Raw genomic sequence first — 22,363 nt, forward strand, 5'->3', positions numbered from 1 at the left:
GCTTCATCTGAGGAGAGCAGGGGAAAACGAGGAGGGCAGGGTGCTTAACGACCGCCGGCACTTGCGGTGGCAGCCGCGGGCAATACGGTGATCGGTTGACCAGGACGCAGGCGTTCGTTGCCGTGCGTCACCACATTCATGCCTGGCTCGATCTCGCCGATGACTTCGATATCACTTCCATCTTGAATGCCAAGTTTCACCGGCACCATTTTGGCGATCTGACCTTGTTCGGTCGGAGCTACCACGTAAATGACTTTCGACCCGCGATTGAGCACGACGGCATCTTTAGGTACCAGCAAGGCGAGTTTCGTTTCACTCGTTTGCAGCATAACGTCCCCCATCATGCCGGCCTTAAGCACCGGCTGGTTGTCGTCGAACTGGTTCGGAACACGCACCTTGACGGGAAACGTACGAGCGCGAATGTCGGCCTGGGGAATGACCGCGACGACCTTGCCGGGGAACTTACGACCTGGGTAAGCAAAGACTTCGACTTGCACCTCGCGGCCTACGCGAACATACGGGATGTCTTGTTCGGGCACATTGGCGACGACATCGACTTCGTCCAATTTGGCCACTTCGGCAATCGCTCCACCGCTGTTAGCCCACGCCCCGATCTCGGTTGACTTCTTCACGAGGTAACCGTCAAACAGCGACCGGATGGTATACTTGTTGATCCGATCGTTCAGCTCTTGAACGATCGCCTCTTGCACGGCAACACGTGCTTTGGCCTGCTTGATTTGTTCTTTTCGAGGCCCTTCGGCAGCCAGCTCGTACGCCTTCTGCGCGTCCATGTATTCCTGCTCTGCGGCATCGGCGGCAGAAACAGCTTCGTCGTAGACTTCCTTCGAGGTCACGCCCCGTTTTTCATACAATTCCACAGCTCGATCACGCCGTAATTTCATATAGTCCTTGCGCGATTGGGCAGCCAACATCCGGGCTTCCATCTGCTGGACTTCCAGCGGCCTGGTACCATTCTCAAGTTCTTCGAGTTCCGCCTGGCGAACGTCCAGTTCCGCCTTGGCCGCATCGCGCTGCAGCGAAATTGTGTTGATCAGAAGCTGAGCAACCGGCTCGTTCGCTTTGACGAAATCGCCTTCTTCGAAGTTGAACTCAACCACACGTCCATCGACCGCGCTGCCCAGGATCGCATGCTTCGAGGGATGCACTGTGCCGACGAATGTTTTGTACGAAGCGATCTCGCGCTGCTCGATCGGTACGGCTCGAACCGGAGCATCTCGACTCGGTCCCTGGGCCCAAGCGGTGGAAAGGGAGCAGGTGATGATGAGTCCGCAAACAAGAGCGGCAATGGGGCTGGTCTTTTTCATGTTGAACTTGCCGAGGTTTCTTCGTGACGGGCAGGCTGGGCGGTCTCGCCCAGATTGAGGAGGACTTTGCTGAGTAGGCCATGTAACTTTTCGACTTCGTCTGGGGACATGCCGCAGGTGGCCTGCTCGCGCACCTTGTTCAGCACGGCGACGATTTTTTCCCAAACCGGCTCCGCCGCAGGTCCTACATCCAGGAACTTTTTGCGGCGATCGGTATCGCAGCTCGCACGCACGATCCAATTCATGGACTCCATGCGCGTCATGATGCCGGCGAGGGTAGGGGGCTCGATCGTCATCCGCCGAGCAAGCTCGCTTTGCGTGAGCGGGCCTTCATATTTCAGCCAGGCAATGACCTGAAACTGGCGGAAGGTAATCCCGAAGGGACGCAGCTCGGCATCAACGTGTTGTTGATAGTGATGTGCCGCGAGCGTTACCCAATAGCCGGTGCTGGCATGGAAGTCGTACGTCATAAGACAAGTCAATTACGGTACTTAGTTAGGCTGCCTAAGGAATTATGGTGACCGATGCATCCGCTGGTCAAGCAAAAACTGCTATCACGCGGTGCGATTCCTACAATCGTTAAACTCTCGAGGATCAATTGACGATGAAACCCGTGACGCGGTGACTTGCGCCGTGCGCTGAAAGTAAGGATGTAACGCAGAGTAGGGGGCGACCATGACGCTCATCCAAAGCCAACAATCGAAATCTCGAGTTTGCTTATCGCGACTTTCCGCGCACTTAGTTGCTGCCACGTTGCTGTTTGGGGGAGTGCAAACCACTTGGGGGCAAGACGCGAGCGAGTCTCGCTGGTCGACCTCGAATCCACCAACGCCTGCCATGGTACAAACGCAGCAAAAGCCGGAAGATAACGGCCTTCGTCGCCTGCCCCCGATCGATCAAGAGGTAACCGCAGAGCCCAAACCATCTTCTGTTACCGCTAGTGAGAAGCCAGCCGACAAGCCACAAATTGCGGCTCAACCGCAACCTTCGGCCTCGGAAGCCGAAAAAGCCGATCCGGTCAATTGGTCGAGCCCGAACGTCGTAATCGGCCCTGAAATGTCGTCGCGAACGGTTAGTCACGAAGAAGTGGTTACGGTTCCCACACCACAAAGCAAGCCATCCCGTTACTCGAGTGCCCCTGAGTTAGCGCAAACGGCAGCGGCTCCGAAGGGCCAATCGCGATTCACCCAGGCGGCTCCATCGGTCTCGGAAACCCCCGAGAAAGAAAAGGAAGAGGTCGCCCCAGAGGCCCGCAAACCGGTTGAACCAGTCTTTGCTCGCGTGTTTGACGAAGAAACCGATTCGCCGGGAATCTCGCAGCCGGAAGTCGCTACGATCGATCCGAGCCTGTCCCCGATCTTTGCCTGTCGTCTGCTCGGTTTGCGAGCGACCAAGACCGACGAGACCACGACTCGCTAGTCCCGCCCGGTTGAAAGCGGACGAGAACTGTTCAATCATGAGTCACGCAGCCGAGGGTCGTTCCTCCTCGGCATGACCCAGGATGAGAAGAGGACTTCGCTCGTGACCGATCAGCCGCAATCTCTGCAAGCACGCATCAACGCTATCTCTGATGATGCCGCAACTCCGGTCGCTCAGCTACGCGACATGGTCTCGCACTTCGTCGCCGAACGCGACTGGCATCAGTTCCACGCCCCCAAAAACATCAGCATGGCCCTGGCCATCGAAGCGGCCGAACTGATGGAACACTTCCAGTGGATCACCGTGGAAGCTTCGCGTGCCGACATGGAAGCCGACAAGCGTGCCGCCATCGGCGAAGAGATCGCCGACGTCCTGTGCTACGCAATGGCCCTGTGCAACGAGATGGACTTTGACGTGGCCACGCTGATGCGCGAGAAGATGAAGAAGAATGTGGCCAAGTACCCGGCCGATGAGTTCAAGGGGCGGTATGGGAAAGAGGACCCGCCGAAGCAGTAGGAGGGGTCTTCCTTCAGGAAAATACCCCTCCGCATACCGCGATGACCAACAGAATGTTGACGATCATTCCAATGGCGGCATGTCCTTGAATCTCGGGAATTGACCAGGCCATGACCGTGGAATAAGCGGAATATGCGACACCACACGCCATGCAACTGAGAATCGCAATCATCAGCGCGATATGCATCGGTTCGTTCCTCAACGCATGAATAACGATACCTATCCCAATGAGTACGACCGCAACCGAAGGAAAGATCCAGGCTAGGCGGACTCTCCAAAGTATCACGTCAAATTGCTTCTTCGACAGATTCGGTGCTGACACCTCGCTAGGCGACGCGAACGGATTGGCATCTTCCTCATGCATCACAACTGAAAGTCTCGCGAGCGGCCATCAAACGGGTTCGGGAACGTTCATGCCAATCAATAGCCAAGCGGCATAGAGGACACCGCCCAACGCGATCACCAACGACGCGTTGGCCACCAGTCCGCCGGCCACGTGCCACAGGATCGAGTGATACTTTCGCGCCCAATACATGCCGTAGATCGTAAATACGACGCCGCCCACCAGGCAAAGCAAGACACCAATGGGCATCAAAAAGTTAAGCGACGTCGAAAGCCCGAACATCGCCATCAGAAACACCCCTAGGAACAGCTGAAAGCCGACGACCGGTAACAGCCAAGCCAGTCGGACCAAGTGGACAATCGATTCTACAGGATCATCCTGCTCGTTAACGCTGGTCGGCGACTCGAACGGGTTTTGATCCTCGGCAGACGACATGCCCGCGATTCCTTCGATTCCAACTCGTCAGGTCTATCCAGGGTACGGCGTACTAGCCGCAAGGAATATCAAGAGTATCACACCGACGATGATTGCCATTAACACAAAGTTTACCGCGAGCCCTCCCCAGACATGCGGCCACAGGGCACGATAGCTTTGTGACCAGAACATCCCATAGATGGTGAACATGATCCCACCGGCTAGGGACAAGAAGATAACGATCAGCACCAAGAAGTTGATCGAGGTCGGAATAGCCAACATCGATGTCAGCAGCAACACCAAGAACAACCCATTTCCGATTAGCGGCAGTAACCACCCCAGCCGAGCAAGATGCACGACGCTTTCCAGCGACATACTCGGATCGCTGGCCTCGGTGGGGGACTGGAACGGGTTGTCTTGATCGGTTCTTTCCATGGGCAATTTCTACCAGATCGTGAGGCCACTTCCCATGCGAGAATCCGCGGCCCGGGTAGTCGAATGGGCATATTCCGGCCAAAATGAGAGGGAACAATCACTACTCGAACCCTGAAATAGACCCACGGAACCCCTGGCATGGATACCTTCGACGCCATTTACGGCCGCCGGTCGATCAAGCATTATCATCCCGAACACGAACTAACCGACGAGGAAGTCACCAAGCTGATGGAAGCGGCGATTCAGTCGCCCACCTCGTTCAACATTCAGCACTGGCGGTTCGTGCTGGTTCGCGATAAGGAAACACGCGAACAGCTGAAGGCGGCCGCCTACAACCAGGCTCAGGTTGCCGACGCATCCCTCTTGATCGTGCTGACCGCCGACATGCATGCCTACAAAAAGGAACCGGAACGGTACTGGAAGGACTCGCCACCGGAAGTTGGCAAGAAGCTCGTGGGGATGCTGGTCGGCTTGTACGACAACCAACCGCAACTGCAGCGTGACGAAGCAATGCGATCGATGGGCATCGCCGCCCAGACGATCATGCTGGCCGCCAAGAGCATGGGTTACGATACCGGAGCGTTGGTGGGCTACGACCCGAACAAGGTCGCCGAGATCATCAACCTGCCCGAAGACCACGTGCTGGGCATGATGATCGTCGTCGGCCAGGCCACGCAAGGCGCCTGGGGTAAGCCAGGGCAGTTGTCACTGGACGATGTGGTCGTCCACGACAAGTTCTCAGAAGAAGGTTAAGCAGAAGCTGGGTGGCCCAGAGAGCAATCTCTGGGTGCCGCAGGCACAAGCGGCTCATCCATCAGGCGTAAGCAAGATAGAACGTTTCTATCTGCGACGAAGCCCATTCATTAGCCGCTTGTCGGCTACGCCGATCCAGAGATAACTCTCTGGACCACCCCATCCCTTGAGACAACTTGCAGACTACGAAGCACCCTTCTTGGGACGAGGAATCTTGCCGCCGCCACGAGTGCGGCGGCCTCGCTTGCGACCTTTGCCACCTTCCTTGACGTCGACTTCGCTCTTCTTTTTGCCGATCGAATCTTCCATCTTCGTAATGCGATCGCGAATGGCAGCGGCCCGCTCGAACTCAAGGTTCTCGGCCGCTTCCAGCATTTCGGTCTGCAGTTCGTTGATGTATTCCTGCGTGATGATCTCGGAGTCATCCTTGCGGCCGACCGCCTCGTTCGCCTTGCGATGGGCGTCCGCTTCCGATTCGATACCACGGCGGATGTTCTTCTTGATCGTCTCCGGCGTGATGTTGTGCTCTTTGTTGTAGGCCTGCTGAATCTCACGACGTCGAGCCGTCTCGTCGATGGCACTTTGCATCGCCGCGGTGACCTTGTCCGCGTACATGATCACCTTGGCGTTCACGTTACGAGCCGATCGCCCGATGGTTTGTATGAGCGACGTTTCGCTACGCAGAAAACCTTCCTTGTCGGCATCGAGAATGGCCACCAGCGAGACTTCTGGCAAGTCGAGACCTTCACGAAGCAGGTTCACCCCGACCAGGACATCAAACTTCCCTTCACGCAGGTCACGCAGCAGTTCCACCCGCTCAAACGCGTCAAGTTCGCTGTGCAGCCACTTACACGCGACCCCTTGCTCGTTGAAGTAATGCGAGAGGTCTTCGGCCAATCGCTTGGTGAGCGTCGTTACCAGCGTTCGATCGCCGGCGGCGACGCGAGCCCGGATCTCTTCCAACAGATGCGGTACCTGACCACGTGCGGGACAGACTTCCACTACTGGATCCAACAGCCCGGTGGGTCGAATGATTTGCTCAACCACTTCGCCAGTGGTCTTCTGCAATTCGTAATCGGAAGGGGTCGCCGAAACGAAGACGGTCTGGTTCAGGACGTTTTCCCATTCCTCAAACTTCATCGGCCGGTTATCGAGTGCGCTGGGCAGGCGAAAACCGTGCTCGACCAGGTTCATCTTGCGGCTGCGGTCACCGTGATACATGGCCGAGATCTGCGAAACGGTCACATGCGATTCGTCCACGAACAACAGGAAGTCATCGGGAAAGAAGTCGTACAGCGTGCTCGGCGGAGCTCCCTTGGGACGGCCTGACAGCGGCTGGCTGTAGTTTTCGATCCCCGGGCAGAAGCCGACTTCCTGCATCATCTCGAGGTCGAACCGCGTGCGTGCATTGAGCCGCTGGGCTTCGAGCAACTTGCCGGCCTGCTTCAATTCTTCCAGCCGACCGTTCAGCTCGGCGCGAATGTTCTTCACCGCCTTTTCAATCCGTTCTTCGGGCATCACAAAGTGCTTGGCCGGGTAGATGAAGAGTTGATCTTGCTGGCTGATGATTTCGCCGGTGGTGGGATTGATGATCGCCAGCTGCTCGACTTCGTCTCCCCACAGTTCAATGCGGTAGGCGAACTCTTCGTAGGAAGGCCAGATCTCCAGGCAATCGCCGCGGACCCGGAACTTCGAGCGTTCAAAGCCGACATCGTTCCGCTCGTACAAGATATCGACCAGGCGGGAAAGGATTTCGTCGCGATCGACGATCTGTCCCTTGCGCACGCTGACCATCATCTTTTTGTAGTCGTCCGGCGAGCCCAAGCCGTAGATGCTGGACACACTGGCCACGATGATCACGTCGCGGCGGCTGACCAACGCACTGGTCGAAGCGAGACGCAAGCGATCGATCTCGTCGTTGATCGAAGCGTCTTTCTCGATATAGATGTCCCGCTGAGGAATGTAGGCTTCCGGCTGGTAGTAGTCGTAGTAGCTGACGAAATAGTGGACCGCGTTGTTGGGGAAGAAGTCTTTGAATTCGGAGTAGAGCTGCGCCGCCAGGGTCTTGTTGTGTGAGATCACCAGCGTCGGGCGCTGCAGGTTCTGGATGACGTTCGCCATGGTGAACGTCTTACCGGAACCGGTCACCCCGAGCAGACACTGGTGCTTCTTGCCGGACTTGATGCCCTCGGTCAGGGCCTCGATCGCGGCAGGCTGATCTCCGGCGGGCTTAAACTCGGACGCTAGCTGGAATTCCACTCCGTCTTCCTTTTCTCTGCTCGACTGGCCTCGGCGACCGCTGGCTGCCTACGAAGTAAGCATGCTGGCGGAAATGATCTCCCCCGAATCCGTCTATTCTAACGATTCTGCGGCGGACTTGGGGGATTACTCACCCAGGCTACCCAAAGATGCCAGCAACTCGCCCATTTCTCCGGCAGCATGCCCATCGCCTTGCTGGCGGGCAATTTCGATCCCTTCGCGTAGAACCGTCCGCGAATCTTCGATTTCACCCATCTCGGCCAGCATCTGGCCACACATGAACCAAGCAGCCACATAGGGGGGCTTGCCGTGCATTAGCTTCTCGAATTCGGTTCGGGCCTCAGCGTGGCTGCCTTCCTTCCGCAGCTCCATTGCCAGGCCGTAACGCAGGAAGGTGTCGTCGGGGTCGTTTTCCAACAAGTTGAGGATCTGCTGTTTGCGTGAATTTGTCACGAAGTTATTGCTCTCACAAGGATTACGTCGAACTGGAACATTCCGGACAGGATACCCAAACCATCCATTCTCCGAAATCCGGACAATTCTTTAAACCACTAATCTTGGAATGACCGATACCCAGATAGGAATCCAAATATTGTTTTGATGGGTGACAGGAAATTCAATGATGCATCGTAGCGCAATACTGGGAACCGCGGGACTTATCGTACTCGCTGCCCTCGGCCACGTTGTCATTTCAGGTCTCATGCCTCAGCAGGAAGTCTCTGCTGAGACGAAGAAATCTGTTGTTCACGAGTTCTCTCCGCCTGCGCCCAGCCGATTTACCGCGCCGGAAAGCTCCGTGCCGCTGCAGCCTATGCCTGCCCGGATCAACGCACCGGTCGATACCGGCATGCGTCTCACGGCAGGTGAAGATTCGGGGAAACCTTCCAGCCGCCGTCGTGTTGCCACGACCGAACTGGAAGAACCAGCCGAAGCAGAAACCGAAGCTCCAACCACGCCACCAGCAGGGCTGCCGTCTTCGCTTGATGAAGCACTGAGCCGTTTCCGAGATAACCCTGTCTCGCTGGGCAATGACCCCGAACAGCCTGAGCAGCCTGAAGAAGCCCCTGAATTAGAAGCTCCGGCACCGAAAGAGCCCGCCAAGCAGGAAGCAGCGCCGATGCCTAAGCCTGCGGCCCCGAAAGTAAATCCTTACCGCTACCAGCCCACGCCATCGGAAGCGGAAGCCCCGGCCGCCAACGGAGCCGCCTCGATCGGTTCCGCGCCACCAGCTGCGAAAGAAGAGCCTAAGCAGCAGATCACGCTCGAACCGGAACCGCAGGCAGTTACGCCGCAGCCAACGTCCATTCCACGTCAAACGCTTTCCGCCGTGGAAACGCCTGCTCCGCGTCCCCAACCGACCAACACCAATGCCACACTGTTCGCGGTTAACAGCCCAGCTGTGATCGTGGATACCACCGGGCCGAAATCGCTAGTCATCGGTAAGCCATCGACTTATCGGATTCATGCTCGAAACATGGGCGATGCCAGTGCTCGCCAGGTCACCATTCAAATGGTGCTCCCGCAAGGTATTCAATTGCAAGACTTGCGAGGAACCCTGGGTTCGCCTCGCCAGGTGCAAACGCAGACGGGCATGATGGCCATTCAATGGGACATTCCTGTTTTGCCTGCCCACAGCGAAGGCTCGCTGGACCTCGGATTGGTGGCAACGCAAACGCGTCCATTTGAACTGGGCCTGGAAGTCGCCTACGCTCCGCTGAGTGCTAAATCACCGATCTCGGTGCTCGAGCCAAAGCTCGACATGGTGATCGATGGCCCGCAGGACATCCTGTTTGGCGATTCGCAGATCTTCAAAGTCATTGCTAAGAATACCGGTACCGGCCCAGCCGAAAACGTCTCGATTACGATCATGCCTATCAAGAAGGGGCAAAACCCGACCGTCATCGATTCGATCGGAACCATTGCCCCTGGCGATCAAAAAGTCATCGAACTGGAACTGACTGCCAAGCAGGCTGGTACGCTCGCGCTGCGAGCCGAAACCGCTGCGGACAATGGCCTGCGAGCCGCCGCCGCTCACGACGTTCTGGTACGTCGTGCTGAGCTGGCTGTCAGCGCTCAAGGCCCTGGCATCAAGTACGCCTCCACGACTGCAAATTACGTTGTTGTTGTTGCCAATGCCGGTAACGCTCCGGCCAGCAGCATCCAGGTTGAAGCCCAGCTTCCAACCGGAGCGAAGTTCGTCTCGGCTTCGCACGGTGGTAAGCTCGACGAAGCATCAGGCCGCGTGACCTGGAACTTGCCCAAACTGGAAGCCGGCACTCAGCAGCCACTTCAAGTGGTAAGCACCTTGATGGTCGAAGGAAACAACATCCTGCAAGTCAGTGCCAACGCCGATCAGGGGCTATCCAGCCGTCACGAAATGATCACTCGCGTCGAATCGGTTGCTGACTTGAAATTGCTTGTGAACGATCCGACCGGCCCGATCCCGGTTGGTCAGGAAGTCGAATACGAGTTCACCTTAAACAATCGCGGTACGAAGGAAGCTCGTGGCGTTAAGGTCACCGTCAGCTTCGGTAGCGGCATCGAGCCGGTTTCGGTCGAAGGTGGCAAGGGAACGCTCCAAGGCGACGTGGTTCAGCTGAACACGATTCCAGCCGTCAACGCTGGCCAAGAGATCACCGTCAAGGTGAAGGCCCGCGGACGTAGCGAAGGCAACCATACCTTCCGAGCCGAAGTTCGCTGCGACGACCCAACCACACGACTGGCGATTGAAGAGTCGACCCACTTCTACGGGGCGACCATCCAAACGGCTTCGCCTCAGATGCCGGCTCCCCGGTATCAGCCGCAGACGCCAGCTGCTCAGGCCCCAGCCGGTAGCACGCCAGCACCGCTGAGCCCAACCCCATTCAGCCGCTATCAGTAAGCGGCCCTAAGGGGCATGACGACCGATAAGGGGGCGAAGATCATATCGATAGATCGCCTCCTTTTCGGGAATCGACATCAGCAAAGCATCTTGCCACAACGTCAGACCAAAGACACTGTCGCTATGGCATGAGATCACCTCGACGAGCTTGCCGCTGCTGGTATCGATCACGACGACTTCTCCTCGATCCCATAGGCTGACGTACAGCCAGTTCCGGCGATCGATTGCGATGTGGCCTAGACGACCGATCTCTTTCGCATCGTCGACATCCAACAGCAAGTTTAAAAAGTAGGCAGCGACCTTCTCGACCGAGCCGTCTTGCTGATTGATTCCATAGACGGAAATTTGACCGCGTCCCGACTCGGCTACGAACAGCGACTTCCCGTTCGAGCTCAGGCAGATGCCGGTAGGTTGATGGAGGCCATCGACCAGCAGCACTGGGCGATTCGTCAGAACATCGAACCGGTAGAGTGAGCCTGTCGCATCTTCACCGGCGGCTTGTTCCGGTTCTGAGAAATAGATGTTCCCACCCGGACCAATATCGATGGCGAATAACGAGTCGAATCGACGTCCCTGGATTCGATCAGCAATTGTGGTCACGACCTTGGACTCCGGCATGTAACGCAGGACGCGTCCCAACTGGGAGTCAAGCACGAGGATCCGCTGATCATCATCGAGCGCGATACCAACGAGGGAAGTGGGTTCTACTTGCTCAGCGGCAGGCATCGGAGCATCGAAGAGCAGGGCAGCGCCGTCGACTTCACTGATCTTGCCTACCGAACCAAGGTGCCGATAGTTGGTTGCCAGGACGTTTCCTTGACCGTCACAGCACATCGCGGTCAGGCCAGCAAAGCCAGTTGCGAAAAGCTCGCAGGGCGATGCCGTTGGTGCGGTCACTTCCTCGGCGTGGGCAACTCCGCCCCATACCAGGCAGCCAGCCAGCGTTAGCAAGGGAATCGTTCGTGATACCGTATGGGAGATCATATCGAGGAGAAGCTGGAGGAGAACTGGTAAGACCATCCTTGTCCCACATGCTTCGTCCGTTGAAGTCTTCCGCTACCTTAAGCCTGATCAGAATGCCGCTCGAATGCCAGAGGCTCGTCGGCACGTGGGTCACCAATTTTGACGACCAACGATCCATCCAACAGGTCTTCAATCGTTCGACCGATCACTTCAGCCCGCCACCCTTTAGCCAGCGGCGGAAGCTCTCCGGACTTATCTAAATGATAGGCCACTAAATCACGAACGTCTTGAATTGTGCAGGCTAAACTGGGGGCGATGCGGGCCTCGCGGCAGATGCTTCCCAGGGCTGCACTGAGAAATTGCCCCAGCACGGTGTACTGCGAATTGGCCGTACCCCGATGATTGGTGGGGCAGTCGGCATCGGGCAGGTCGATCGCTCGGCGAACACAATCGGCAAGGTCATCGATGTACGGATCGAGGTCGCGGCGGTTCATTCCCCGCAATGCTTTGATCTGCGAGACCTTGGCAGACTTGCGTTTGGAAAGCTCGACCATCAAGTCATCACGCAAGATTCGACGGGGCGGTACATTCTGCGCCTTCGCATGATGATCTCGCCAAGTCCAGATCTCGCGAACGATGGCCAGCGACCGACGATTCAAGTTGCCAATCCCGGACACACTTCGCCATCCCGGCCGCGTCGAATACTCTTCCCAGATGGTCTGAAAGCGGTTCATCTCGGCTTCCATCCAACTGGTGCGGCCCAGATTCTCGAGCTCTTCGGCCAGTTGCTGAAAGATCTGGTCGAGATAGATGACGTCGTTCAGGGCGTATTCGATCTGCTGCTTGGAAAGAGGACGACCACGCCAATTGGTACGCGTCTCTCCCTTGGGAAGCCGTTCGCCCAGTTGGCGGGTGATGAGGTTCCCCAGCGAGATCGGAAACTCCATCCCAATCAGTCCAGCGGCAACCTGAGTATCAAACAACCGAGTCGGCCATTTGCCGGTCGCACGAAAACAGAACAGGAACTCTTCCCGAGCCGCATGCGCCACCACGGTGACATCATCACTGGTGATCAGATCCCAAAAGGGGCTCAGATCGATCATCCCCTTAGGGTCGATAACAGCCAGCCCCGACTTGCTTGCCACTTGAATCAGACACAAGTCGGGCAGGTACACATCCTCCGAAATAAACTCGGTATCGAAGAAGATGTGCTTGTCGGCAGCCAGTTGTTGGCAAAGAGATTGTAAGTCACGGTCGTGACGGACGTAGGAGTAGTCCACCGTCGTATCGCTTATCATCCGTGGGAAGTTCGAGACTACGCGGTCCAGTCCCCGCAGTTACCGCTAACTAGTATCGGATAAACTTTCCCGGGCCGCAAAGGGTGAAACTGCCCGATGCGGCGAAAACTGTCCGTGAGGCTGGCCTCTAGAGGAGGAAGACCAGCGAGACGATCGCCAAAATAGGCAACAAGATCGGAATGCTGAAGAAGATGACGTAGCCGAAGAAGCTTGGCATCTTGACTCCGCTCTCTTCCGCGATGGCACGGACCATGAAGTTCGGACCGTTGCCGATGTAGGTCATCGCTCCCATGAAGACCGCCCCCAAGCTGATCGCGACCAGCTCGAAGTGGGACTTGCCCGTCGTATCGGCCAAGGCGGCATGCAGCATGTCCGCATCCATGTTCGGGAACGCGGTCTTGAAGAAGACCAGATACGTTGGGGCATTATCCAAGATCGAGGAGAGTCCACCGGTAATCCAGTAGAACTTCATCGGCGTGTCAATTCCCAGGCTGGGACCTTGTTCGTTCAAGATCTCCAATGCAGGCTGCATGCAGATAAAGATACCGACAAACAGGGCGGCCACTTCGACGATCGCGTGGTAGTTGAAGCGATTCTCTTCGCGAACCTGTTTGCTTCCCAGCCACAAGCTCAAGCCGACCAAAGCCAACTGAACGATCTCGCGGAGGTAGACAAACGGATACCAACCGATGCCTGGCAGCGGCTTGGTTGGGTCGAGCAGAGCCACCGAGAAGATCACGCCCAACAGGAGCAAGGCATTTGGCCAAAGACCACGAATCTGGAGTGGAGTGGTACGCACTTCGTCACGCAGAACGTCTTCGGCACCTTCTTTCGGGTAGTAGTAGAACTTGTCGACCAACACGTACAGAATCAACAGCAAGGCATTGGTCAGCAGCCATGGTTGCCACAAGGCGGTCATCGTCCAAAGGAAGTTCACCCCTTGCAGGTACCCCAGGAACAACGGCGGATCGCCGATCGGCAGCAAGCAGCCACCACAGTTGCAGACCACGAAGATAAAGAAGACAACCGTATGTTGACGGTAGCGACGTTCTTTATTGGTTTCTAGCAGCGGGCGAATCAAAAGCATGGCCGCACCAGTGGTACCGATGAAGCTGGCCAATAGACCGCCAACCAGCATAAACGTGGCATTGGTTGTGGGGTGGGCCTTCAAGTCGCCGGAAATTCGGATACCGCCAGAGATCACGTAGAGCGAAAACAGCAGCACGATAAACGGAATGTATTCGCCGAGAATGGCGTGATCGATGCGATGCCAGGCGGCACTTAAACTTGCGCCCTCGTAGATCGTCATGTAGTAAGCCAAGGTAACCAGTGCCAGGCCTGCTGCGACGATCAATCGATTCGTATTGCTTTCCCACCAGTGTTCGGTGAACTTCAATAGGGGAAGCACGGCGATCGCACCCAGCAGTAGCACGAAAGGGGCAACAGCCCAGGTATGAGGCAATGGATGACTGCCATGCCCACCACCATGCCCACCACCATGCCCTGCGGCTGCGTGGGGGTCCGCGTGTTCATCAGCATGATCCTGAGCATGGGCCGCGTCGTGATGGGCCTCAGCAGCAGCGTGCGAATCGGCGGCAGCTTTCGGCGAAACCGTCCAACCGGCAACCGATGCCACAGCGTATGCAACGAGAATAACAACGATGCCGATCAGCAAAGGTTTGTCCGAACCTGAGCCGCCTGAGTGATGATCGCCCACCGTCTGGTGTCCTCCGAGAATCCCGTTAATGTCCGTCGATGTGATTCCAGCTTGACCCATCTTTGGTCACCTTTTTGCCCAGGGAAGGTGTTTCACGATTTACCATCGCCCACGGAAGCAATCGGACTAAACAAAGCCGATTTGCAGGCATAGTATGTGTGCCAAACGTTAGGTTATGCTGAAGCGATTTAGGCTATCAGAGCGAGGTTTTCGTGCCAAGGTGGCCCGCTGGCGGGTACCCGATACGGATTATCGCGGATATGCGGTTCATTCCGTTAAACAGCCCGATTTGCCGATTTACGTCTTTTGTCGACCAAATCTTTAATTCCTCAAGAAACCACTAATTGCATGCATTTACTGGTCAGCGTTCGCAGTGTTGAAGAAGCCAATCTTGCAGGCCAAATGGGTGTCGATCTCATTGACCTCAAGGAACCTCACCTGGGCTCTCTGGGAGCCACATCGCCGGCCATTTGGCGATCGGTAGTGGGCCAGTGGCATACGCGAACTCGGGTTAGCCTGGCCCTGGGAGAACTGCCGACGGCCGGTTCGGTCGAGCTGGTGCCTCAAGAGACTGACAGTGTGAAGGTCGGCCTTGCCGGGTGTCGCCACAATGCTTCTTGGCGAGACGATCTATCCGCTCTATTCGAGCAGCTTCCTCGCGGTGTTCAGCGCGTGGCAGTGCACTATGCCGACGCGCACCTGGCGGAATCGCCACCTTGGGAGGACGTACTGGACATGGCCCTTCAACTGAATTGCCAAACTTTCTTGGTCGATACTTTCGACAAAGCGGCAGGGTCGGTTTTCAACCACATGTCCACAATGTCCTTAAAGAATTTACAACTGCGGCTGCATCAAGCAGGCCTTCATTTTGCGCTCGCTGGCTCGCTCCGATCCCACCACTTGTTGTCAGTGGCACAAATTCAACCAGACATCGTGGCAGTAAGGGGCGCCGTTTGTCATCGTGATCGAACGGCCAAAGTCGCTGCGGATTTACTGCAATCTTTTCGAAGGCAATTGGACGACGCCCTTAAAGTCGACACTGGAGAAGTTCTTTCTCGCAGGTAAACATTCCTAGCCCCCACTGGCGGAGCAGTTACCTCAAAAGTCCCGACAAGTTGCTTGACTTTTGCATTTTTGGTTTCGATACTGGCGGGTCGATCTGTGCTTCAAAATTAGCGTAAAGCAGATCGAAGATTCATATTTCGCGCTTCGCTTGCCTTGCAAGGAGAAATCGACCGTGCCAAGTTCCGTTCTCGACGCGATTCGCCTAGGTATTTGGGATTACGAACCGGAGAAAGTGGAGTCGAACCGATTTGATCCAACTGGCGCTCTTCCCGGATCGAATGAAAAGTTAGATATCTTGGCTCGTCGTCTTGCTGATGGACTCCCCTTGTGGCACCCCGAAGATCGTCGCTCTTACGACGACACTGTTAAGGCCGAAGAGTAAGCGGGTACCTGGGGGTCTCTTTTTCCACGGCTTGCATTCCTGGTCCATTTAACGAAGATTGGACTAGTAATATCGCATCCGGACTTCTTTAACGAAGAGATACATCATGCCTGGCTTCAAGGTTGAAGTACCCCATCCCCTTAGTCAAGAAGAGGCCGCTAATCGCGTCAAGACTCTGCTGGAACACCTGCGAGGTCGTTTCGAGGGACAGATCAAAGACATGGAACAAACCTGGACCGAAGACGACGTGATGCAGTTCTCATTCAAGACGGCCGGCCTGGTTATCAAGGGCGAGATGGACGTGAACCCGAACACGGTTCTCGTACACGGCGACCTCCCATTTGCCGCGATGCTCTTCAAAGGCCGTATCGAAAGCTCGATCCGAGAAGAGCTTGAAAAGTGCTTGAGCCATCCGGCCTAGTTACTCAAGCCAGACCTTTACCTCGCGTTGAGGGTCAGTCAACTCAAAGACATTCCCTGGGACGTACCCTTTTCGGCGGACGTCCCTCACGATTTCTACCAGATCGATTCGTTCTTCGTCGATTCGCCGCAACGTCTCGTCGTCGAGAAACTTCTCCAGGCGATCGATCGCAGCGGCTGCCAGCGTGACACTGGCCTTCAACTGACCGTCTCGCAGCACTTGTACTTTCAAATGCTTTGCCAACGTCTGGTAGTCTTGCGTGGGCAACGACGGCAGCACCAATTGTTCCATCGCCTGACGGTGCTTCCAAACATGAATTTGCTGCGCTCGGCACCAAAGTATCTTGGCATCGAGTCCCCCGAGATAGGTGATCATCGCGTGGAATGACCGCAGCAAGTAAACCAGCTTGGGTGCCCCAGCGATGCGGAAGTTCATTCGCTCGTTCCCGAGCAAGTCATTTAAACGCTCGCTCAATCGCCACTGCTTCGTGTCATAAGGATGCTCGACACAAAACGGTTCCAGCAGCACGCGACTCAATGCAGGCAAGCGAGCAGCCAACGGTTCGAGCAAGTCGTGACGAAACCCCAATGCGACCAAGAAGGGAAGGGGAGCTTCGCTTTGATCGCTCGTTGCTTGAATGAATCGCAATAGCGTCAGCCGCTCATCCGAACTCATCTGGTACACGGAACCAAAGTCATACAGAACGATCTTGGGTCCGTCGGGCGTTCTCAAGAATCGCACGTTGCCCGGATGCAAGTCCGCATGCAATTGCCCATGGTCAAAGAGGCTTTCAAGAAACCAGAACAGCAAGCGACGCCCCAGTTCCGACTTTGCTTCCTGAGGCCAATGCGACTGAACTTCTTGCCAGGTATCACCGTCGATCCACTCTGAGACGAGAACATTCTCGCTGGACAGTTCTCGATCTACCTGTGGGACCATGACCCATGGACTTTGACCAGGCCCATTGGCAAAAGCCAGTTGAGCGTCTGCTTCCTGGCGGTAATCGAGTTCGGTCTTCAGTCCTTCGAGGATCGTGTGGCGATATCCTTCTCGGTCGAACCCGCCTGCCAGATCACCAAACGGCTTGGACAGCCAACCAATCGCTGACAGGTCGGCCATCACCGCATCGTGAATGCCTGGGTATTGAATCTTGATCGCCAGCTTTCGGCTATCCTGCATCGTGGCGGCATGCACTTGCCCGAGCGATGCAGCCTTACCGTTGGGATCAATCTCTTGAAACAGCGTCTCCGGATCGACCTCCCAGGCAGCTTGCAAGATGGGCCGCATGGTCGACCAGGGAAGGGGGTCGGCTGACTCGTAAAGATCTCCGAAAGCATCTTGCTTGGATGGATCAGCAGAGAAGGCCATCATCTGGCCGACCTTCTGAGGTAGCCCTCGCATCTTGCCCAAACGCTGGGCAACTAGCTTTTGAGCCGCCTGCTTGGCCTTCTCGTCGTTCGTCCAACGAGCTTTAACCGAGTCTTTGGCAATTTGAGCGTAGTTCCAGGTACGGCGAATCGACTCGACTGGCATAGCAGGGCCCCACATTCATCCTCGAGAAGCAGGAGCCTTCCAACGAGGCCCCATCAACTTCATCGACCAGGCCTCTCACCCTCGTGAACTGGCAGAGGACTATTCCGATTATGTGGGTATTGCCGACAACTATGTGGCTGCGTTCAGCGTTGCTCGCATCTTGGGATCTGGAACGAACAAGATGTTCCAGTTCAGCTTTTCACTGCCTTGTAGGAATGTGGTTTGGCAGATCAATACGTCCATCGTCTCTTGTGCCTGTTGCATCAAAGCCTGCTCGAGGACACAGACGCCGTAGTCTTGCAGGAATGTTGGTGGCGAAGGAACAAACTCGCAATCCACCAGGCGAGCAATCGCGTTGAAATAGGCACAACCGAGGATGTTGCCGGTTTCATTCAAGGCCGAGCGTTCTAGTTCCGACCACTCAGGATCGATTGAAACTTCCTGTTTGAACAACGTAGCCGCCAGCCGTCGACCGTTTTCTTCGTCGAACGTGAGGATCATCGTTCCTCCGATCTCTCCCTCGATCGTCAGGACGACCATCGTCAGCAGATCCATCCCCAGATCAAATTCCTGGGTCACCTCTTCCAGTGGGATTTCGCGAATGCAATCCAGCGTCAACGAGATCTTCCCACCGGTCCAGACACTCATCGCCTGCGATGCTTCGTCAGTCGCGGCCCCCAGTACTTTCTGAAGCACTTTAAGCTGTTGATTGTCATTAGGGGTAGTGATCATATCCATGGGGCAGGGTCCTAACAAAGAGTTGTTTCCGCCTGGCTACGGACAGCCAGATCAATCACGGCAGCGGGGTCGAGGATGAGAGCAACACGTCCGTTGCCCAGCACGCAAGCGCCGGCGATGCCTTCGATATTGTGATAATTCTCGGCAAGCGACTTCACGACGACATCCTCTTCGCCCAGGATCCCATCCACGACCAGCCCCATCTCGCGGCTGTCGTTGCGAATGATGATCATGGTGACGTCCCCTTGCGAATCAGTCCGATGTGTTGGCTGATTCCAGCGGAACGTATTGTGTAGTTCGACCACCGAAACAGGACGTCCACGAACCATGGCCGTTTCCTTGCCATGAACCGTTCGCAGTTCATCCCGTCGGAAGCAAACGATCTCGACGATCGACTCGACCGGAATCGAGAACAGGTCGCCATCGATCCGGGCCATGAGGCTCGGCAGAATGGCCATGGTCAACGGCAACTTGATGGTAAAGACCGTTCCTTCGCCATACGTGCTGTCGACTTCGACAACACCGTTGATCGATTCGATCTTGGCGCGGACGATATCCATGCCCATGCCACGACCAGAGATTTCGGTGATAGCCTCGGCCGTGCTGAAACCAGGTACCCAGATTAATTGGTAGATCTGCTGGTCGGTCATCCGATCGAGATCGATCTGCGTCACCAAGCCTTTTTCAATGGCCTTCTTGGCGATCTTTTCACGGCTAAGTCCGCGGCCATCATCGATGACCTGAATCACGATGCTGTTGCCACGATGGAACGCGTTGAGCGTGATGGTACCGCACTGAGGTTTCCCAGCAGCAACGCGATCCTCAGGTGATTCAACGCCGTGGTCAGCCGAGTTGCGGACCATGTGGATCAGCGGATCCCCCAACTCATCGATCATGCGTTTATCGAGTTCGGTCTTCTCACCGTTGATTTCCAGCGTGATCTCTTTGCCGTTGGTTCGCGAGATGTCTCGTACCACGCGGCGGAAACGTCCAAACAGAGGACCGATCGGAACCATGCGGGTATCCATGATCGTCTTCTGGATGCCATCGGTCACACGATCCAACTGGTGAACAGCATCAAAGAAGCTGGTCATACCGGTGCGAATGGAGTCCATTCGCCGCATCTCTTTCGTGATGGCGGCAAGGTTCTGTTGAATCTTGCGAACCTGAGCGTGAACCTCAGCCAGTTCCTTCGATTCTTTCTTGCCTTTATCGCCGTCGTTGCCGCCCAGCAGCTTTTGGCACATCATATCGGTGGAATCGAGCCACTGCTGACATTGTTTGTGCGGAACGGCATCTCGCAGGTTTTCACCCAATTGATTGAAGCGGGCTTTGCTAATCACCAACTGCCCCGCCAGGTTCATCAATTGGTCGAGACGCTCGATATCAACACGCAGCGTTTCGGCTGGTTTGGCATGATTTGCATCCGCAGACTTGGCCGCTGCGGGCTTGGCTTCAGGCTTCTTCGCTTCCGCAACCTTGGCAGGAGCCGCTTCCTGTTTCACAACCGGGGGAGCGACGCTTTCCGTTTTCGTTTCCACCTTTGGTGCTTCCACGTTTGGTGATTCCGCCGGCGGTTCTTCCTTGGTCTCTTTAGCAGCCTTGGGGACGATGGCCAGATCGCGTTCAAGCTGGGAAAGACTGACTTTTTCGACACCAGAGACATTCACAATGCTGTGGACCGCATGATCGTCCAGCTTCGTGACCAGGCCGATAACGATATCGGAAAGCTCGCTAATGTTATCGAGTTCGTTACGCGGTGGATTCGTCAGCAGGACGGTGCCTTGTCGGGCCAGTTTTTCGCAAAGCAGTTGGGCCTTGAGACCGACAAGGGGGACATTGCTCGCCAGTTCCACATGGATTAACAGCAGACGCGTAGCATCGTCGTCTAAGTGGTCGGCTGCCAACTGCTGTAGTTCTTGCTGATCCAGCGTTCGCGGTTGATCACTTGGTGCTTCTTCTTCGACGACTGCTTCCTCGACGGAGTCGACACCGGAAAGACATTCCGCCTCGACGGCCAAAAGTTCGCTGGCACACGAAGCAAAATCGACTTCAACCGTCTCACCATCCCGTAGCCCCTTCAAGTACACTCGCAGGGCATCGGCACACCCCAGCAGGGCATCAACCAGAAACGGATCCAGATTCTTTCCCGCATCGCGGTGACGCTGCAAAACGTCTTCCATCATGTGAGCCAGCTTAGCTGGTCGATTCAGCCCGATCGAAGCCGCGGAACCCTTGATTCGATGCGACGTGCACATGAGCGTACGAACCGATTCCTGCTGCGTCGAAAGATCTGAGTCGAGCAACAGGTCGGCCATCTCGTCGAGTGACAACTCGGTTTCATCGAGGAAGATCGCCAGGTACTTGGCCGGGACTTCCGCCTCGTCCTGAACCTCGGCAAACATTTCCGTGCAGTCAAACGGATCGGCTACTGGCGATTCCTTGGCTGGTTCCACGATGGATTCTTCCTCAGTCAATGGTGTTGGCTCGGCTTCCGCAGAGGGACCAGGATCGCCAAACGCATCGTCGACGTCTCCTTGGGCACCTTGCTCCTTCAGGGCTCCGCCTGCGATTAACACCTCGGTGATCGCCGCAATTTGCGGATCGCAGTCCAGATCATCGGACTGCGTGTCACGAAGGTGGTCGATCAGTTCACTCAAGCGATCCACGGATGCATACACAACGCCGACGACATGATTTTCGATCGACAATTGACCTCGTCGGGCAGCGTCGAAAACATTCTCGATGTTATGGGTCAATCCGTTGATACGGGGCAGGCCAAGCATCGCGGAAAGTCCCTTGATGCTATGTGCCGAACGAAACATGTCGTTCAACAAAGCCTCGTCGATGGCAACGCCAGAGCCGGCTTCTTCCTGCACCCACTGCTCTAACTCCATCAGGCGTTCGTTGATTCGTTCGATCAGTTGGGTCGATTCATCAAGGAAATCAGCCAACAAATCGTCCGAGCAATCGTCTCGCATCTCTGTGCTGTTGTTCATATTCCTGCCCCAAACTTGCAAAACCAGGTTTTGCGACGTCCATTACTCTTTTAGCTGCTATTTACGCAGATAGAGCCAAGGATGAATTCGTTCGAAACCACCCATCAGGTCGCTGATTCCTTCAGCTGCGCCGGCAACTAAGTAGCTACCTGGCTTCATGACTTGTTCTACATTCTGCATCACTCGCTTCTTGGAGTCGGCATTGAAGTAGATCAATACGTTCTTCAAAAACACGAGATCAAATGGCGACTCGGAGAGTCGATCCAACAGGTTGTGCTGGCGAAACTTCGTCATCGCACGAAGCTTTGCGTTGGGTTCCCAGATGGCAGCTCCGCCCAGTTGGCTGAAGTAGCGACGTTTCAAGTCGTCGGGGACCAAACGCATTGCCCGTTCATTGAATTTTGCTTCCTGGGCGTCTTTCACGGCACCAACACCAATGTCGGTTCCCAGGATCTGGACGCGCCAAGCGGAAGGATTACGAATCGCGTCCGATACGCACGTCGCGATCGAATACGCTTCGTCGCCTGTGCTACATGCGGCCGACCAGACTCGCAGCGAGTTCTTACCGGCCTTCTGAAGCTCCGGCAGGTAGGTTCCTCGAAGCCACTTCCAGTTCGAATCATCACGAAACAGGTACGTTTCGTGGGTGGTCACTTCCTGCAGAAACCCGTCCCACTCGGCGTGCGAGATCGGAAGCTTCTTCAGAAAGTTGTAGTACTGCTCGAAGTCGGCAATTCCCGACTCTTTCAATCGACGGCGAATTCGATTGGAAAGCAGTTGTTTCTTAGAGGGTGAAATCTCGATGCCAGCCACGTCGTAGATCATCTTGGCATAACGCCGCATCTGGTCGTCGGTGACTTGTGCGGTAGCGGCTAGTGAGGTCATGCGTTGTATTCCTTAGT

Annotated in this window: 21 protein-coding genes; 7 read left to right on the forward strand and 14 right to left on the reverse strand. The window is 55.8% G+C overall.

Annotated features, from left to right (window positions below):
* Positions 1–44 precede the first annotated feature (44 nt).
* Together PSR63_RS00435 and PSR63_RS00440 are read right to left on the reverse strand one after the other, a co-directional pair.
* Positions 45–1,325, reverse strand: coding sequence for an efflux RND transporter periplasmic adaptor subunit (locus PSR63_RS00435; protein ID WP_274329777.1), 1,281 nt, complete (start codon positions 1,323–1,325; stop codon positions 45–47).
* Positions 1,322–1,795: a MarR family winged helix-turn-helix transcriptional regulator gene (locus tag PSR63_RS00440; protein ID WP_274329779.1), complete on the reverse strand. Its 474-nt coding sequence runs from the start codon at positions 1,793–1,795 to the stop codon at positions 1,322–1,324. The genes PSR63_RS00435 and PSR63_RS00440 overlap by 4 nt, the downstream gene beginning before the upstream one ends.
* 205 nt (positions 1,796–2,000) lie before the next feature.
* On the opposite strand from PSR63_RS00440, the gene PSR63_RS00445 reads away from it, so the two are divergent.
* Together PSR63_RS00445 and PSR63_RS00450 are read left to right on the forward strand one after the other, a co-directional pair.
* A complete protein-coding gene (locus PSR63_RS00445; RefSeq protein WP_274329781.1) occupies positions 2,001–2,744 on the forward strand; it encodes a hypothetical protein in 744 nt (247 codons plus the stop codon).
* A gap of 102 nt (positions 2,745–2,846) precedes the next feature.
* The gene (locus tag PSR63_RS00450; protein ID WP_274329782.1) at positions 2,847–3,260 is read left to right on the forward strand and encodes a nucleotide pyrophosphohydrolase; all 414 of its coding nucleotides are present in this window, start codon (positions 2,847–2,849) and stop codon (positions 3,258–3,260) included.
* A gap of 13 nt (positions 3,261–3,273) precedes the next feature.
* Here PSR63_RS00450 and PSR63_RS00455 read toward each other — a convergent pair whose 3' ends face one another.
* The 3 genes from PSR63_RS00455 to PSR63_RS00465 all read right to left on the reverse strand — a co-directional run bounded on the left by PSR63_RS00455 (position 3,274) and on the right by PSR63_RS00465 (position 4,452).
* Positions 3,274–3,447, reverse strand: coding sequence for a hypothetical protein (locus tag PSR63_RS00455; RefSeq protein ID WP_274329783.1), 174 nt, complete (start codon positions 3,445–3,447; stop codon positions 3,274–3,276).
* Between the two features lie 204 nt (positions 3,448–3,651).
* Positions 3,652–4,038 (reverse strand): hypothetical protein, encoded by a 387-nt coding sequence (locus PSR63_RS00460; protein WP_274329784.1) that lies wholly within the window; start codon positions 4,036–4,038, stop codon positions 3,652–3,654.
* A 33-nt stretch (positions 4,039–4,071) separates the two neighbouring features.
* Positions 4,072–4,452 carry a hypothetical protein gene (locus tag PSR63_RS00465; RefSeq protein WP_274329786.1) on the reverse strand — a complete coding sequence of 127 codons (381 nt, stop codon included), beginning with the start codon at positions 4,450–4,452 and terminating at the stop codon, positions 4,072–4,074.
* Positions 4,453–4,590: 138 nt separating this feature from the next.
* Here PSR63_RS00465 and PSR63_RS00470 point away from each other — a divergent pair, with 138 nt between their 5' ends.
* A complete protein-coding gene (locus PSR63_RS00470) occupies positions 4,591–5,205 on the forward strand; it encodes a nitroreductase family protein (RefSeq protein ID WP_274329788.1) in 615 nt (204 codons plus the stop codon).
* Positions 5,206–5,388: 183 nt separating this feature from the next.
* On the opposite strand, the gene uvrB is transcribed toward PSR63_RS00470, so the two are convergent.
* Both uvrB and PSR63_RS00480 read right to left on the reverse strand, forming a co-directional pair.
* Positions 5,389–7,464 carry an excinuclease ABC subunit UvrB gene (uvrB, locus tag PSR63_RS00475; RefSeq protein WP_274329790.1) on the reverse strand — a complete coding sequence of 692 codons (2,076 nt, stop codon included), beginning with the start codon at positions 7,462–7,464 and terminating at the stop codon, positions 5,389–5,391.
* A 126-nt stretch (positions 7,465–7,590) separates the two neighbouring features.
* Positions 7,591–7,917: a tetratricopeptide repeat protein gene (locus tag PSR63_RS00480; protein ID WP_274329792.1), complete on the reverse strand. Its 327-nt coding sequence runs from the start codon at positions 7,915–7,917 to the stop codon at positions 7,591–7,593.
* Between the two features lie 166 nt (positions 7,918–8,083).
* Here PSR63_RS00480 and PSR63_RS00485 point away from each other — a divergent pair, with 166 nt between their 5' ends.
* Positions 8,084–10,345, forward strand: a complete 2,262-nt coding sequence (locus tag PSR63_RS00485) for a hypothetical protein (protein ID WP_274329793.1) — start codon at positions 8,084–8,086, stop codon at positions 10,343–10,345.
* 6 nt (positions 10,346–10,351) lie between these two features.
* On the opposite strand, the gene PSR63_RS00490 is transcribed toward PSR63_RS00485, so the two are convergent.
* The 3 genes from PSR63_RS00490 to PSR63_RS00500 form a co-directional block, all read right to left on the reverse strand.
* Positions 10,352–11,329 (reverse strand): SMP-30/gluconolactonase/LRE family protein, encoded by a 978-nt coding sequence (locus tag PSR63_RS00490; protein ID WP_274329795.1) that lies wholly within the window; start codon positions 11,327–11,329, stop codon positions 10,352–10,354.
* Positions 11,330–11,406: 77 nt separating this feature from the next.
* Positions 11,407–12,588 carry a ribonuclease D gene (locus PSR63_RS00495; protein WP_274329797.1) on the reverse strand — a complete coding sequence of 394 codons (1,182 nt, stop codon included), beginning with the start codon at positions 12,586–12,588 and terminating at the stop codon, positions 11,407–11,409.
* Between the two features lie 145 nt (positions 12,589–12,733).
* Positions 12,734–14,383, reverse strand: coding sequence for a sodium:proton antiporter (locus PSR63_RS00500; protein WP_274329799.1), 1,650 nt, complete (start codon positions 14,381–14,383; stop codon positions 12,734–12,736).
* 288 nt (positions 14,384–14,671) lie between these two features.
* Here PSR63_RS00500 and PSR63_RS00505 point away from each other — a divergent pair, with 288 nt between their 5' ends.
* The 3 genes from PSR63_RS00505 (at position 14,672) to PSR63_RS00515 (ending at position 16,191) form a co-directional block, all read left to right on the forward strand.
* Positions 14,672–15,388, forward strand: coding sequence for a (5-formylfuran-3-yl)methyl phosphate synthase (locus PSR63_RS00505; RefSeq protein ID WP_274329800.1), 717 nt, complete (start codon positions 14,672–14,674; stop codon positions 15,386–15,388).
* A gap of 172 nt (positions 15,389–15,560) precedes the next feature.
* Positions 15,561–15,770, forward strand: a complete 210-nt coding sequence (locus tag PSR63_RS00510) for a hypothetical protein (protein WP_274329801.1) — start codon at positions 15,561–15,563, stop codon at positions 15,768–15,770.
* Between the two features lie 106 nt (positions 15,771–15,876).
* The gene (locus tag PSR63_RS00515; RefSeq protein WP_274329803.1) at positions 15,877–16,191 is read left to right on the forward strand and encodes a polyhydroxyalkanoic acid system family protein; all 315 of its coding nucleotides are present in this window, start codon (positions 15,877–15,879) and stop codon (positions 16,189–16,191) included.
* Here the strand turns inward: PSR63_RS00515 and PSR63_RS00520 are convergent, their stop codons facing one another.
* The 4 genes from PSR63_RS00520 to PSR63_RS00535 form a co-directional block, all read right to left on the reverse strand.
* Positions 16,192–17,724: an AarF/UbiB family protein gene (locus tag PSR63_RS00520; RefSeq protein ID WP_274329804.1), complete on the reverse strand. Its 1,533-nt coding sequence runs from the start codon at positions 17,722–17,724 to the stop codon at positions 16,192–16,194.
* A 129-nt stretch (positions 17,725–17,853) separates the two neighbouring features.
* Positions 17,854–18,462, reverse strand: a complete 609-nt coding sequence (locus tag PSR63_RS00525) for a chemotaxis protein CheC (protein WP_274329805.1) — start codon at positions 18,460–18,462, stop codon at positions 17,854–17,856.
* Positions 18,463–18,473: 11 nt separating this feature from the next.
* Positions 18,474–21,461: a chemotaxis protein CheA gene (locus PSR63_RS00530; RefSeq protein ID WP_274329807.1), complete on the reverse strand. Its 2,988-nt coding sequence runs from the start codon at positions 21,459–21,461 to the stop codon at positions 18,474–18,476.
* A 57-nt stretch (positions 21,462–21,518) separates the two neighbouring features.
* On the reverse strand, positions 21,519–22,346 hold the full coding sequence (locus PSR63_RS00535) for a CheR family methyltransferase (protein ID WP_274329809.1): 828 nt from the start codon (positions 22,344–22,346) through the stop codon (positions 21,519–21,521).
* Positions 22,347–22,363 lie beyond the last annotated feature (17 nt).

The sequence above is a fragment of the Bremerella sp. P1 genome (genome assembly GCF_028748185.1).
Classification (GTDB): Bacteria; Planctomycetota; Planctomycetia; order Pirellulales; family Pirellulaceae; genus Bremerella.

Bases quoted from the DNA above. Each gene is read 5' to 3' on its own strand.
- PSR63_RS00530 (WP_274329807.1), bottom strand. From the start codon at position 21,461: ATGAACAACAGCACAGAGATGCGAGACGATTGCTCGGACGATTTGTTG.
- PSR63_RS00435 (WP_274329777.1), bottom strand. From the start codon at position 1,325: ATGAAAAAGACCAGCCCCATTGCCGCTCTTGTTTGCGGACTCATCATC.
- PSR63_RS00485 (WP_274329793.1), top strand. From the start codon at position 8,084: ATGATGCATCGTAGCGCAATACTGGGAACCGCGGGACTTATCGTACTC.
- PSR63_RS00525 (WP_274329805.1), bottom strand. From the start codon at position 18,462: ATGGATATGATCACTACCCCTAATGACAATCAACAGCTTAAAGTGCTT.
- PSR63_RS00505 (WP_274329800.1), top strand. From the start codon at position 14,672: ATGCATTTACTGGTCAGCGTTCGCAGTGTTGAAGAAGCCAATCTTGCA.
- PSR63_RS00515 (WP_274329803.1), top strand. From the start codon at position 15,877: ATGCCTGGCTTCAAGGTTGAAGTACCCCATCCCCTTAGTCAAGAAGAG.
- PSR63_RS00455 (WP_274329783.1), bottom strand. From the start codon at position 3,447: ATGCATATCGCGCTGATGATTGCGATTCTCAGTTGCATGGCGTGTGGT.
- PSR63_RS00470 (WP_274329788.1), top strand. From the start codon at position 4,591: ATGGATACCTTCGACGCCATTTACGGCCGCCGGTCGATCAAGCATTAT.
- PSR63_RS00520 (WP_274329804.1), bottom strand. From the start codon at position 17,724: ATGCCAGTCGAGTCGATTCGCCGTACCTGGAACTACGCTCAAATTGCC.
- PSR63_RS00440 (WP_274329779.1), bottom strand. From the start codon at position 1,795: ATGACGTACGACTTCCATGCCAGCACCGGCTATTGGGTAACGCTCGCG.
- PSR63_RS00490 (WP_274329795.1), bottom strand. From the start codon at position 11,329: ATGATCTCCCATACGGTATCACGAACGATTCCCTTGCTAACGCTGGCT.
- PSR63_RS00460 (WP_274329784.1), bottom strand. From the start codon at position 4,038: ATGTCGTCTGCCGAGGATCAAAACCCGTTCGAGTCGCCGACCAGCGTT.
- PSR63_RS00500 (WP_274329799.1), bottom strand. From the start codon at position 14,383: ATGGGTCAAGCTGGAATCACATCGACGGACATTAACGGGATTCTCGGA.
- PSR63_RS00465 (WP_274329786.1), bottom strand. From the start codon at position 4,452: ATGGAAAGAACCGATCAAGACAACCCGTTCCAGTCCCCCACCGAGGCC.
- PSR63_RS00535 (WP_274329809.1), bottom strand. From the start codon at position 22,346: ATGACCTCACTAGCCGCTACCGCACAAGTCACCGACGACCAGATGCGG.
- PSR63_RS00445 (WP_274329781.1), top strand. From the start codon at position 2,001: ATGACGCTCATCCAAAGCCAACAATCGAAATCTCGAGTTTGCTTATCG.